Annotated in this window: 11 protein-coding genes and 1 tRNA gene; 6 read left to right on the plus strand and 6 right to left on the minus strand. The window is 33.0% G+C overall.

From position 1 onward, the window contains the following. Positions 1 to 75 precede the first annotated feature (75 nt). Positions 76 to 936, minus strand: a complete 861-nt coding sequence (locus tag AAFU52_RS02180; RefSeq protein ID WP_024770814.1) for a M57 family metalloprotease — start codon at positions 934 to 936, stop codon at positions 76 to 78. Positions 937 to 1,223: 287 nt separating this feature from the next. On the opposite strand from AAFU52_RS02180, the gene AAFU52_RS02185 reads away from it, so the two are divergent. The 4 genes from AAFU52_RS02185 to AAFU52_RS02200 all read left to right on the plus strand — a co-directional run bounded on the left by AAFU52_RS02185 (position 1,224) and on the right by AAFU52_RS02200 (position 5,602). Further along, on the plus strand, positions 1,224 to 1,580 hold the full coding sequence (locus tag AAFU52_RS02185) for a BlaI/MecI/CopY family transcriptional regulator (protein ID WP_024770815.1): 357 nt from the start codon (positions 1,224 to 1,226) through the stop codon (positions 1,578 to 1,580). A gap of 3 nt (positions 1,581 to 1,583) precedes the next feature. Further along, positions 1,584 to 3,122 carry a M56 family metallopeptidase gene (locus tag AAFU52_RS02190; protein WP_438425090.1) on the plus strand — a complete coding sequence of 513 codons (1,539 nt, stop codon included), beginning with the start codon at positions 1,584 to 1,586 and terminating at the stop codon, positions 3,120 to 3,122. Between the two features lie 331 nt (positions 3,123 to 3,453). Next, positions 3,454 to 4,266 (plus strand): hypothetical protein, encoded by an 813-nt coding sequence (locus tag AAFU52_RS02195; protein ID WP_438425092.1) that lies wholly within the window; start codon positions 3,454 to 3,456, stop codon positions 4,264 to 4,266. A 101-nt stretch (positions 4,267 to 4,367) separates the two neighbouring features. Then, positions 4,368 to 5,602 (plus strand): IS3 family transposase gene (locus AAFU52_RS02200; RefSeq protein WP_438422755.1). Its coding sequence is split into 2 segments (ribosomal slippage): positions 4,368 to 4,704 and positions 4,704 to 5,602, totalling 1,236 coding nucleotides; the frame shifts between segments, so codons are not numbered across the junction. 35 nt (positions 5,603 to 5,637) lie between these two features. Here AAFU52_RS02200 and AAFU52_RS02205 read toward each other — a convergent pair. Beyond that, positions 5,638 to 6,150, minus strand: a complete 513-nt coding sequence (locus AAFU52_RS02205) for an adenine phosphoribosyltransferase (RefSeq protein ID WP_024770819.1) — start codon at positions 6,148 to 6,150, stop codon at positions 5,638 to 5,640. Positions 6,151 to 6,532: 382 nt separating this feature from the next. Between AAFU52_RS02205 and AAFU52_RS02210 the strand changes: the two genes are divergently transcribed. Beyond that, entirely contained in the window at positions 6,533 to 7,870 is a 1,338-nt protein-coding gene (locus AAFU52_RS02210; protein WP_438425094.1) for a hypothetical protein, read from the plus strand. A 175-nt stretch (positions 7,871 to 8,045) separates the two neighbouring features. After that, positions 8,046 to 8,119, plus strand: a tRNA-Arg gene (locus AAFU52_RS02215). Between the two features lie 267 nt (positions 8,120 to 8,386). Here the strand turns inward: AAFU52_RS02215 and nagB are convergent. Genes nagB through AAFU52_RS02235 form a run of 4 tightly spaced genes read right to left on the minus strand, consistent with a single transcriptional unit; the run spans position 8,387 to position 14,201 of the window. Continuing rightward, positions 8,387 to 10,297: a glucosamine-6-phosphate deaminase gene (nagB, locus tag AAFU52_RS02220; protein ID WP_438425097.1), complete on the minus strand. Its 1,911-nt coding sequence runs from the start codon at positions 10,295 to 10,297 to the stop codon at positions 8,387 to 8,389. 38 nt (positions 10,298 to 10,335) lie between these two features. Next, positions 10,336 to 12,150, minus strand: a complete 1,815-nt coding sequence (locus AAFU52_RS02225) for a sodium:solute symporter family protein (protein ID WP_438425099.1) — start codon at positions 12,148 to 12,150, stop codon at positions 10,336 to 10,338. Positions 12,151 to 12,198: 48 nt separating this feature from the next. Continuing rightward, on the minus strand, positions 12,199 to 13,071 hold the full coding sequence (locus AAFU52_RS02230; RefSeq protein ID WP_438425101.1) for a sugar phosphate nucleotidyltransferase: 873 nt from the start codon (positions 13,069 to 13,071) through the stop codon (positions 12,199 to 12,201). A gap of 29 nt (positions 13,072 to 13,100) precedes the next feature. Then, positions 13,101 to 14,201: a GHMP family kinase ATP-binding protein gene (locus AAFU52_RS02235; protein ID WP_438425103.1), complete on the minus strand. Its 1,101-nt coding sequence runs from the start codon at positions 14,199 to 14,201 to the stop codon at positions 13,101 to 13,103. Positions 14,202 to 14,255 lie beyond the last annotated feature (54 nt).

Consider the following 14,255-nt stretch of genomic DNA (forward strand, 5'->3'; position numbering starts at 1 on the left):
TATAAAACAATAAAAGACTGCCATAAGACAGTCTTTTATCAATGTTTATATATTTAATTTATTATCAATACCGGACTAGTAAAGGTAGTTTAATGCTACTCTATCTAGGTTACTCCATTCTCCATCAGTATTTGCAGGATAGCAAGCATTCATGATAGAATTAGCATCTCCTCCAGGACCAGCTGTTCCCGGGATATATACAAGACCATCATTACCTACTCCTTCATTACTATTTTCATTACATGTTTTTCTGGTATCCCAATCTGTATGTCTAAACCCAACACAGTGGCCAATTTCGTGAGCTAATAAATGCTCTAGTTGCTGATTTGTTTGTGTTAAATTAGCTCCGTTATTAATTCTAACTCTTGTAAAAGGGTATCCATTACTAGGAAAACCTGCAATACCTGCTGATCTGTTTGGATCTGTATTTATGCTATTATCTACATATACTAAGATATCGTTAGCTCCCCAGGATGTCCCAAAAGACAATACAAATCTAATACTAAGATTTTCATTATTATAATTGTTAACAGCATATTGCAGACCTGTCTGGGCAGTAGAACTTAATCCATATTGATTGTTACCCGTATATCCCACTACACGAATAACATTAGTTGCTGTTACCAAATTATTAGTTCTGTACTGCTTGTTTTGAATTCCCCCATGAAGTCCCATATCCATTATTTGGGATTTTGATAACAGTACATCACCTTCAATAAGATACGCTGCTTTTTTTGTGCCATCAATATCACTTACCATTACCTTCTCTACTCCATTTGGATTAAAATGTAATGCTGTGATTTTGTTTAAAACATCTTTTTCAACTTCTAAAGAGGTTTCTTCTGTTGGACTATTTACCTGATCTTTTTCGCAAGACACAAAGGTTACCGAAGCGACTATTGCAGTAGCCGCAAATAAAAAATTAATTTTTTTCATTCTAAAATGTGTTAAGTTTGTATTAATTTATTGTGATAAATTTAACTTTTTATTTACGGGAAACAAATTTTTTCGATCAAAAAATAATGTTATCCCTCATTTTAGATACTGTAAAACAGTAGTTTACATAAAACAAAAAGTCGATCAAAAAGGGATTACAGTACTTCACAAGCATAAAAGCATCATCTCTTTTTTTCTTAATAACTATATAAATAGTTAAATAACTACAAAAATAGTTGTTAAACTAGAATCATAGTTATACATTTGATTATTATTAATACTCTCTTATGGAAAAACTTACTAATAAAGAAGAAGAAATCATGCAGACATTATGGAAGCTAAAAAAAGCTTTTGCAAAAGAGGTTCAGGCCGAACTAAACAATGCTGTACATTATAACACTGTATCTACAATCATACGTAATCTCGAGGATAAAAAGTATGTAGGTCATCAAGCTTATGGAAAAACACATCAGTACTTCCCTATTATTACAAAAGAAGAATATCGCAGCAATTTTGTAAGTACAGCTATGAAACAATATTTTAACGATTCTTATAAAAATATGGTTTCTTTTTTTGCCAAAGAAGAAAAGATAACTGCAGATGAATTAAGAGAAATTTTAAAAGTAATAGAACAAGAAAAATAAGCTATGGAAACCTTCTTAATTTATCTTTTAAAAGCCAGTATTTTACTTTCGTTATTTTACGGAGTTTATTTTTTATTGCTTAGAAAAGATACCTTCTTTACTATAAACAGGCACTTTTTGTTGGTCGGTATTATCACTTCTTTACTATTGCCATTTATAGAGTTTACAACTATTAAGTTTATTGAAAACCCAACTTTTTACATAACAGAAACAAATCAATCTCCTTCAAAAAATATAATTCCCGAGACTATTAACTGGTGGGTAATTGGATCTGTTCTTTATGGTTTGGGAGCTCTTATATTTTTATCTCGTTTTTGCCTTCAATTGTTATCCTTAAAAAAATTACTAACTCATCATCAAAGCAGGAAAGAAGATGGCTTCAACTTTATTGAAGTTACTCAAGACATTACTCCTTTTTCTTTTTTTAATACGATCGTATACAATCCGGTATTACATTCTCGAGAAGAATTAGATATGATTCTAAAACATGAAAAAATACATGTTCAGCAATTACATACTCTAGATTTAATACTAATGAATCTTCTTCTCATATTTCAATGGGTAAATCCTTTTGCCTGGTTATACAAAAAAAATCTGGAACAAAATCTTGAGTTTATCGCTGATCGGGAGGCTATAAACCAAATGACATCCAGAAAAGAGTATCAATTAACTTTACTAAAAGTATCATCAAATAATTACTCTACCATTACTAATAATTTTTATCAATCATTAATCAAAAAACGAATTGTTATGCTAAACAAACAAAGTTCTCAAAGTAAGAAGTTATGGAAGGTCACCGTTATTCTTCCTTTGTTAAGTCTATTTTTATGGAGTTTTAATACCCAGGAAGTTATTAAAATCAAACAGGATACAAAAATTAATCAAAAAGCTTCTGATAATATCTTCTTTCAGGAAAAAGGAAAAAAAATTATTGAATTTATAGTCGACAAAAGCTCTTCAAAAGAAGACCTTAATAAAGTAAAAAACACTTTAAAAGATGACTACAGTCTTGAGGTTAAATTCTCTGGCATCAAACGAAATGATGCTAATGAAATTACGAGCATTAAAGTTGATATCTCTTCTAAAAAAGGAACAACCAACTATGCTATATCAAATGACACTCCTATTAATTCTTTTGCAATTATATACGATAGTGAAACCGGTAAAATCGAAATAGGCCAATCTGGAAATAGCTCAAGTCACGTATGGTTTATTGATAAGGATGGTAATCACAAAAAAGGGAAAACAATGAAAATCCATTCCGGAGATAAGAAAAATGAGTTCATTTTTAGTGATGGAGATCACAAAGATATTTATGAGATACACACCAATGACAACAAAACTTTTGCTTACATTACTGGTGATAGAGACGGTGAGCCATTAATTTATATAGATGGGAAAAAAACGACCAAAAAAGAAATGGAAAAATTAGATTCTGATACCATAGAACAGATGAATGTCTATAAAGGAAAAACAGCTATAAAAAAATATGGTGATAAGGCAAAAAATGGAGTGATTGAAATTACTACTAAAAAGAAGTAACTCAATCCAGATATAAATCTTTAAAAAACTCACTTCCTTCAAGTGAGTTTTTTGTATTTTTGACCATGCAAAAACATTTCTTTTCGTTTATCGCCAAACTTAATAAAGTAATTCTACCGAGTTTTACCAAAAAACGTTTGGATCTTGCTAAAGCATCCAAATTACAACTCCTCATATTTGGTTGGCGGTTATATGTTACTAAAAAAGCTCTAGGTTAATACTATAGCACATCTTTTTCTATAAAAATATACTTCTTTTTGCAACACTAGTAACTCTTTTTCGTAATTAAAGAAGAAGCAATAACATCTATAAATAACCAAAAATATGTAGTATGAAAAAATGTATCATATTGGGAATCAGCATTCTAGGTATGCTTTCCCTAACCTCATTTACAACAAATTCTGCTAAGGATTTGATAATTGATAACATTCAACCTAACGAAATAACTGCGGTTATAAACAAAGACACCTCAGAAAAAGAATTAGAGGATTTAAAAGCATTCTTTCTAGAAAATGGTATTGAACTGCTTATCAAAAAAATAGAATTCAACGATAAAAAAGAGATTACCAGCCTAAGTATAGTTCTTAAAAAAGGAAATTCGAAAAGCCAATACTCTTCTTCTTCTCAGGTTCCTATTTCTAAAATAGAATTAGGATACAAAGATGGTAATTTGTATATCTCAAACTCTGGTATGTTTGACATTGCTGCCTGGAAAAATCAGTCTGGATTTAATCATGTGCAAATCGATATGGATAGCATTATGAAGAAACATAATTTTGTTTTTGATTTTGATGAAGAGAATGATTCTTTATTTTTCAAAGGTAATTTTGATGCACATAAGCTAAAAGATCAGATCATGAAATCTTTTACCCTTGAAGAAGATGAAGACGGAAACTTCTTTTTTAACGGCCAGCAAATGCCACATTTTCAAAATTTCAAATCCAAAAAATTTAATTTTGTTGACAATCCTGATATCGAAAAATTAATTATTGTTGACGGAAAGGAAGTTGATTTTGACACTCTGGATACTCTTGCAAAGTCAGACAAGTTAGCAGAAGTAGATTTTCTTAAACCAGAAACCGCCATTAGTATTTATGGTGACAAGGCCAAAGATGGTGCTATAATAGCAACTACAAAAAAATAAAATTCTTATAAAAAATGAGATAAGCCTTCATCTTTTTGAAGGCTTTTTTTATTATCAATATGTCCCGTCCTGAAATAAGTTGACACAAAATTGACTTATTTATGAAAGATTCAGGAAACACTAACAAGAAGCGTACTCAACGCGATTACAATTTAGGTTTTAAATTGGGAGTGGTATCCCAAGTAGAAAAAGGCGAGATGACCTATAAACAAGCCCAGAAGGCTTATGGTATCCAGGGAAGAAGTACTGTTTTGGTTTGGTTACGAAAACATGGTACCTTAGACTGGAGCAAGCCAATTCGTTATCACATGCCAAAATCTAAAGAGACTCCAGCCCAAAAGATCAAACGTTTAGAGCGAGAATTATCGGATGAGAAGTTGAGAAATAAGATTCTTAACACTATGATTGATATCTCTGATCAACAGTATGGCACTTCTATCAGAAAAAAGTTTTCTCCCAAACCATCCACCGAATCAGACAAGACCATCGATTAAGCTTATCGCGTTGTTGTCGATTGTTTGGGATCACAAGACAAGCTGTCTATCAATTAGAAAAACGTAAAGCTAAAAGAGCAGAAGAACTTGTTCAAATAGGAGAATTAGTTCGATCTATAAGAATGGAGATGCCAAGATTAGGCACTCGTAAGCTATATTATTTACTGAAAGTAGAGATATCCAAATTAGGTATAAAAATGGGTAGAGATGCACTTTTTAATTACTTAAGATCTGAACACCTGTTGATACGACCAAAGAAAAATTATACAAAAACCACAAACTCTAAGCACTGGCTTAGAAAACACCCTAATTTGATGAAAGACAGTAAAGCTTCAAGGCCAGAAGAATTTTTTGTTAGTGATATTACTTATATCAAAAGCAGAGAACGTACTCATTATTTATCTCTAGTTACAGACGCCTATAGCCGAAAGATTATGGGATATCAACTCAGTGATGATATGAGTGCAGAAAATGTTGTAAAGGCAATCAAAATGGCAACTAAAAATAGAGTAACTAATAAACAGCTTATCCATCATTCTGATAGAGGATTACAATATTGTTCGATAGTTTATCAAAAAGAATTACAACTCAACAATATAATACCATCAATGACCGATGGATATGATTGTTATCAGAATGCTTTGGCAGAAAGAATTAATGGTACGCTAAAAGGAGAATTTTTAATATATACTTGTGAAAATGGTAGAGAACTAAAGCAACTCATCAAAGAATCAATTTACACCTATAATAACAAAAGACCGCACTTCAGTCTTAATTATAAAACTCCTAACTTTATACACAACAAAAAAACCATTGAAGCTAGATTCAATGGTTTGAATTAAATTATTAAAAAACTGTCAACCTATTTTAGGACGACTCAATATTTTAAAAGAGCAGATTTAGGAACATCAAGTTTATCTTTTCCGTTAAGGAATTCCAGCTCCATAATAAAATTACATTGTACTACTACTCCACCCAGTTCTTTAACCAAATCACATACTGCTTTTGCTGTTCCTCCTGTAGCCAGCACATCATCATGAATCAGAACATTTTCTCCCGCTTTGATAGCATCGATATGTATTTCTAATGTATCTTCTCCATATTCTAAACCATAATTCTTTGATTTTACATCATAGGGTAGCTTGCCTTTTTTTCGAACAGGTATAAATCCTGCTTGCAAACGTTCTGCAATCATAGTTCCTATAATAAAACCCCTGGCTTCTATACCAATCACCTTATCAATCTTAATATCACTTGGGCATAAACCAGCTAATTGATCTGCACAGCTTACCAGAGCTTTGTGATTTGCTAATAACGGAGTAATGTCTTTAAATAAAATTCCCGGTTTGGGAAAGTCAGCAATATCCCTGATATAATCTTGTATGTTCATTCGCCGAAAATAATGAAAATAAAAAAAAGAGGCTAAAAAAAGATGAAAATCGCCTACAAAATGAAAAGGTCACACAAAACACTCCTTCAAAAGTTACATTTTACAATTCAAATCAACACATATGATTACATTTATAAATCAATATTAAGATAATACAGTTACACTCTAAAACATTTATCATCTTTTTAGTTATAAATTCATAATCACCTTTACAGATTTCAGCTTAAATATTTTGCGCTTAATTTTCTTTCAGATATATTAAAAAGACAATGTATAAATACAATTATTTTTAACTATAAAAATCTAGAAATCATGTAAACAGAACTACTTTCTTCAGTGACTAAAAATTAAATCAATTAATCATTTTTTAAAACCATCTAATATGCTAACATTTATAGGAATCGTAATGATTCTGACGGGAATCATAATGCTCATTATCAAACCTTTTTTTTCAACTTTAAAAGCTCTAAACTGGTTTACCAAATCACGTAATTTTAAATTGATTGGGTTTGGTTTTGTGCTAAGTGTGATCTCTAATATGTTTTTTTATGCAGAACCTGGTACTGCCTACGCTGTACAGTATCCATGGGGTAGCCAAAAAGCTGTAGTACATCAAGGTATCAATACCAAAATGTGGGGACGTTTGATCCCAATACAATTCGAGCTACCTATCAAATATGTAATTCCAAATAAAGATAATGGTGAACTTGGAGAACAAAGCAAGTATGCAAATGTGGATGTAGCAAAATACTGGGCATTTAGCGATGCGGTAAAAGCCAGAATTGCAACTTCTGTAGTCGTTAGTATCAACACTGCAGATGAAACACAATTTTTATCTGTCGCAGATCGTAATAAAACCGAGAAAAACCTTATTCGATCACGTATCATCCCAAATATTGATCAATCTATTAAGAATACGTGTAAGTTAATGGATGCTCAGGATTATATCTCTGGACAAGCCTCTGATTTTGACCGATATTTTAAAGATCAGTTAGAGAACGGAATGTATGTACTAGAAGAGTATTTTGCCAATGAAAACAGAGAAATCATTGGTGATAGTACTATAATAAGAACTATCACTAATAAAGAGTCGAAACAGAAACGTTTTAGAATTAAATACGTAAACGGAGAACCTGTACGAGAAAAAGGAAATTCTTTAAAAGCTTATGGTCTTACAGTTGTACAAGCTGTTGTTACAGAAATTGATTGGGAAACTACCTTTGACAAACGATTACAATTACAAAAAGAAGAGGTAGCACAAACACAGTTAGAAAAACAACAAGCAGAGCGTCAATTCTACCGTGCACAGAAAGAAACGGCAAAAGGTGAAGCAGAGAAAGCAACAGAACGTGCCCGATTAGAAAAAGAGCAAATTCAAAAAACTATCGAAGCCGAAACAAAAGCCAAAGTAGCAGAGTTTAACCTTATCGAGGAACGTAAGAATTATGAAGTTGCACAGTTTAAGGCTAAAACGCAAAAAACAATGGCAGATGCACAATCTTATGAAAATGCTAAACTGGTAAGTGCCGGTCTTACTCCCCAGGAACGTGCCGAATGGGAATATAAAACCTCTGTAAATATAGCCAGAGAGCTTAAAGAGTTAAAATTACCAGAGATCTATATACAGGATGGTGGTAAACAAGATGCTAACGGAAACTTATTACAATCATTAATTGGCGCTGATCTGGCTAAAAAAATGATGACTAGAAAAAGCCAATAAATCAACTTGTTTCTAGTATAGCATTTCTTTAACACACATACTATCAGGCTACTTGAATCGTGTTTTTGGGTATTGTTTACCTGAAACATATCGAGTAGCTTTTTTCTGTCTGTGAAAAAGTCTACATAAATTTTGCCAGCAATATAAAAAACAACTATATTTGCACCCGCAAAAAGGCCTCGTAGCATAACTGAATAGTGCACTTGATTACGGCTCAAGAGGTTGCAAGTTTGAATCTTGCCGAGGTCACGAATAAATCACAAGAAATGTGAATTACAAAGCGAGTTTCAGAAATGAAGCTCGCTTCTTTTTTGGAACAAAGCCAGGTGATTCTTTTTGTGATTCTCCAAGCAGAGCTTTGTCAGGAAAAGTTATAATCAATCCTGTCGAGGTCACAAGAAAACCCTTTAAAATATTGATTTTAAAGGGTTTTTTAATTTTATAATGACAGATTTAGTAGTATAAAAAGATTATGAATACTTCTCCAGTAGATCTGATAGTAAAGAGTCTCTAGGATCAAACCCAATCATCATACCTCACAAAAGCTTCTATAGCAGCATAATCTGCTAATCCCAGGGCATTGTATTTCTGCGCAGTATCTCTATTTCGTTCTTCTGCCCGCATCCAGAATTCTCTTGAGTCTTCTCCCTGAAACATCACCCCATCTTTTTGTGACTGATGGCAAAAAATAGCATGTCGTTTTTTTAATACCTGATCCGGACTCATGGGCACAGCCATTTCAATTTCATGAATATCCCATTCGTGCCATGCCCCACGGTATAACCAAACCCAGCAATCTTTCATATACGGTTCTGCTTTTAATTGCTCTAAAGCTGCAAATAAAGCATCTAAGCATACTTTATGAGTCCCGTGTGGATCTGCCAAATCCCCTGCTGCATAAATCTGATGCGGTTGAATTTCTTTTATTATTTTACACATAATGGCAATGTCTACTTCTGATAATTTGTCTTTTTTTATTTTACCAGTTTCATAAAATGGTAAATCTAAAAAATGAACATTACTATCGTTTAATCCCAAATACCGTGTTGCTGCAAATGATTCACTTCTTCTGATTAGCCCTTTCAGTTTCATTGTTTCTATAGTATCAACAATATATTCGTTTTTATCAGACAACGTATTAATAATTTTTTGGGCTACTGTTGAATCTGAATTTAATTTCTGACTCACCTCAACAAATTTTAAAGCTTCCTGGTTTGATACCGCTATATTGCCAGATGTTTGATAAACCACATGAACCTCGTGACCTTGTTCGATTAGCCTATCAAAAGTTCCTCCCATAGAAATCACATCATCGTCTGGATGTGGACTAAAAATGATTACCCTTTTCTTTGTCGGAATTGCTCGCTCTGGTCTATTACTATCATCAGCATCTGGTTTACCTCCAGGCCATCCTGTAATAGTATGCTGTAATTTATTAAACATTCTAATATTTAAATCATAAGCAGAACCTTCTTGCACTAATAATCCAGACATACCATTATCGTTATAATCCTTATCAGTTAAGCTTAAAATACTCTTTTTGGTTAATTCGCATAACCAGATAATTGCTTTATTCTTTAATACTTCTGTCCATGTTAGTGAACTCACCAACCAAGGTGTTTTATTTCTAGTTAATTCTGAGCCTGCCTCGGTATCCAACACAAAAGTTGTGTTTTGGTGATTTTGAAGATATGTCGCAGGTACTTGAGAAGAAACATCTCCTTCTATAGTTTCTTTGATAATTGCTGCTTTGTGCTGCCCCCACCCTAATAATACGATACGCTTTGCTGCTCTTACGGTAGCAATCCCCATAGTTATAGCTTTTCTGGGAACATTTTCTATGCCCAAAAAAGAAGGAGTCGCATCTACACGGGTAATATGATCCAATGTTATCATTCGTGTACCCGAATTATAATGAGATCCTGGTTCATTAAAACCTATGTGACCTGTTCTTCCTATACCTAATAACTGAAAATCTAATCCACCTGCCTCTTTAATTTTCATTTCATAATCAATACAATACTGATAGAGGTCTTCGCTATTTATTTTTCCATCAGGGACATGAACATTCTCGGGAAGTATATCAATATGATCAAAGAGGTGTTCGTACATGAAATAGTAATAACTCTGTATATTTTCTATATCCATTGGATAGTATTCATCTAAATTGAAGGTTATTACATTTTTAAAGCTCAAGCCTTCTTCATGATGCATTCGTACTAGTTCTTCATATACCTTAATCGGGGAAGAACCTGTTGCTAATCCTAAAACACAGTGTTCATTTTTTTGTGATTTTTCTTTTATAAGATTAGCTATTTCTTTAGCCACTACTACAGAAGCTTCATTAGAATTCTTAAAAATTACGTTGTGTATTTTCTCGAATCGTGTTTCCTCAAATTGACCCGCCGGTTTATAATTGATATCCATCTTTCCTTTAGTTATTTCAATATTTTTTTAATTATACTTTATAATATATTAGCTTTTATTTTACTCCACATTTTTATAAGGAAGTATCCAGAAATAATAGCTAGTACCGTTAATAGCAGAGCATAAGTTGTATATCCATATATCCAATATCCTGTGGCAAACATGATGCTATATATGCACATACATCCCAGTAACATTGCAAGAATACCTGCAGGCACACTCCAACTTTTTGAGGTATTTTTTAAGGTAATTTCTTCTTCTTTTGCTTTATCAATTATCGAGTGCCATCCAGGCCCTCCTGGTTGTGTCTTTTTATAAAAATTATACAATACTTCTTTACTTTCTGGCTGAGTTAAATACGTAGCTATCAACCAGGCAATAGTGGTTAGAAAAACGACTGCCGGAAATTCTGACCAATCCGGAAATATACCGTCTTCGACACCAAAGAAGTAGACACCTGCCGGTGTTAATTTTAGCACCAGAGAAATGATTCCAGAAGCAAACATCGCTGTAATTTCGCTCCAGGCATTAATACGCCACCAAAACCAACGTAAAATAAATATTAAGCCTGTTCCTGCTCCAAAAACCAATAACACTTCAAACAACTGTAAAGCATTTTGTAAAAGTAATGCCAAAAGCGCACTAAAGATCATTAATACTACTGTTGCAATTCTACCTACAGCCACCAATCGCTTCTCAGAAGCATTTGGATTAATTTGTTGTTTGTAGAAATCATAAACAATATACGAAGATCCCCAATTTAATTGTGTAGAAATGGTGCTCATATATGCAGCTATCAAAGAGGCTAATACTATACCCAATAATCCACTTGGTAATTTGGTAAGCATTGCAGAATACGCCAAATCATGACCAAGTTTATCTTTTGTAATATTAGGAAAGGCGTCTTGTATACTTGCCAGATCCGGAAATACCACTAATGATGCCAGTGCTACAATAATCCAGGGCCAGGGGCGTAATGCATAATGCATGATATTAAAAAAGAAGGTTGCTCCTATTGCATGGTTTTCATTTTTGGCTGCCAGCATCCGCTGTGCGATATAACCGCCACCACCGGGTTCTGCTCCAGGATACCAGGAACTCCACCACTGTACCGCCAATGGTATAATCAGTAATGTGATTATAGCACGTTTATCACTAAGATCGGGAAGTATCGAAAGTTTGTCTACTACATTTTCATTTGTCATTAAAGCTGCTATACCTCCTACTTCTGGTAAATTAACCAAATAATATGCAGCACCAATTGCACCACCCATAGCAACAAAAAACAGTATAAAATCGGTATAAACCACACCTTTAAAACCGCCAATTGCACTAAATATAACTGTTATCAATCCAGCACTAATTACCGTTTGCCAGGGTTCTAAACCTAACATAATACTTCCTATTTTAATAGCAGCCAAAGTTACCGCAGACATTGTGATAACATTAAAAATAACACCTAGATATATAGCTCTGAATTTTCGTAAAAACCTTGCTGGCTTACCTCCATAACGCAATTCATAAAACTCTAAGTCTGTACTTACATTTGATTTTCTCCATAATTTGGCGTAAACAAATACAGTTAATAAACCAGTGATTAAAAATGCCCACCAAATCCAATTACCAGACACTCCATTTGTTCTTACTATATCAGTCACCAAATTAGGAGTGTCGGTAGAAAATGTCGTGGCAACCATAGATAACCCCAGTAACCACCATGGCATATTTCTTCCTGATAAAAAAAACTCTGAAGAATTCTTTCCCGATTTTTTAGATACCCATATACCAATAAATAAGGTGATCATAAAAAATGTAATTATTAATACATAATCAAAAGTGCTAAGGGATACCATTATATTTTTTTAAATTCATAATTTGTTGTAATACTCTAAAGCTTTTTATTAATCCCAATCTAATTTAGAGTAATGTTTGCTTAAGTATTCTTTTACTACAACTATATCTTCTTTTGCTGTTAAATCCGGCACATGTTCTGAAAAAGGTATTCCTATAGCCGCATTTGGATGTTCTTTTAACATGTTTAAAAGAACCGTTGGTAATTCCTTTTCATTTCTTTCGGGGTGAACAGGGCAGTTTTTTAGATAGGGATAAATAGTACTACCATCAAATTTGAAAGCATTCATACTAACCCGTAATTTACCTTCTTTGTCCTTATAGCTATTCACCTCTTCTTGAGATGGCTTTTCTATAATGTCTAACAAATGGTTTACCTCATCCAATTTTGCAAGTGCGAAACGTGAAATTCGTTCTGAAGGAAACTCCATTGCATCTCTATTATAACTAATAAAAGCATTTTTACTTGATGTAATTCTTAATGCATATAGTGCATCTGAGGAATATAAGTTATCACTGTTGCACACGGTATAATAGCTTCTGTTTAATTCGGGATATTGCTCAACCGCCTGAAATAATGCATCTGCGGTTCCAAATGGCTTTACTCTTCCCTTAGGAATATATTGAATTGCAAAAGATATACTAAGGCCATGAAAATCATTATCCTTATCACTATTTCCATAAAATTCTTTGAATAATTCACCTTGTTCACTTATGATAATATAAACCTTTTTATAGCCTGCACGTTTTGCATTATATAACAGATAATCCATAAGAGGGCGTCCATTTGGGTCAATACCAATAAGGCCTTTACTTCTTTTATTTGCTTGTTCGATTTCCTCATCACTTAAGCCTTGGTGTAAAGATTGTTTCTTCATTCTTGATGAAGCGCCACCAGCCAAAATTATTAAGTTTCTATGCATTCGATAGTTTGTTTTTTTGTTTACTATTTTTAGAGTATTCTAGCGCCGGGATCTACCTTAACCAGGTAAGCATCTTTTCCTCCGGCTTTTATAATTTCATCAATAACTTGTTGTTCTTTTCCTTCTGGAGCAATAGCAACAATACTACCTCCTTTACCCGAGCCTACAATCTTTGCTCCATAGGCACCAACTTTTAAAGCGCCTTCAATCATACAATCAATTTTGGGTAATGTTATTTTTAAGAAGTCCCTTAGAATAGCGTGATGTTTATTCATCAATACACCTATTTTTTCTACATCCAAATGCTCTTTTTTAAATTCTGAAAGGGCTCTTTTGGTAATATCATGGTTTGATACAGCGGCATAAAAAAAAGGTTCTAATCTATCCGGAAGATGGTGAGATAATTTTTTTACATCTTTCTTTTCGACAGTTTCTATATTAAAATCTTCATGGCACATTGCCAATGTATGTATAGCTTGCCAAGCGTTTTCTTTTAATTCATTTAAAACACCTATTGTTTCTTTTGGGATACCAGATTCTCCTATAATTAATCCCGGTATTGAACTATTAAATAATTCATATGAATTATTTTTTCCAGTTTCCAAATACATAATATTTCCCAGGCCAATGCTATATTGATCCATTTTTCCTCCGGGGTTTCCGTGTTCTAAAACTTCGGCTTCATATGCTATTTGTGAAATCAACTCTGGAGTGATTTTATCATCTGCTCCAAAAGCTTCTAACAAAAACTGAACCCATGACACTACTACTGCAGAAGAGCTAGAAGTACCAGCATTTATTGGTAGATTTCCAGAAATGGTAATATCATATCCAATATTAGGAATACAACCATATCTTCTTAATACTTTAAGTGCTGATCGTAAATGATCTCCTTTTTCTACACTCCCAATTTCATCATAAATACCAATACTTCTTTTTTTACCAATATCTGGTTTATTGATATTAAAGGTTTTTTCTTCATTTTTTAAAGCTGTTAATTTAATATGCCTGTTTATAGCACATGCTATAACCGGCAGACCTAAATAATCTTGATGGTCTCCAAAAAGACATGTTCTCCCTGGAGCAAATGAAATCAATTTACTTTTTCTGTTAACTTTGTTCAAAATCATGCTATTATATTCCGTATATTTTATCTGCTATAGCAAAATAAAGCCTCTGAATAA

Origin of the sequence: Aquimarina macrocephali (genome assembly GCF_051627225.1) — a bacterium.
Classification (GTDB): Bacteria; Bacteroidota; Bacteroidia; order Flavobacteriales; family Flavobacteriaceae; genus Aquimarina; species Aquimarina macrocephali.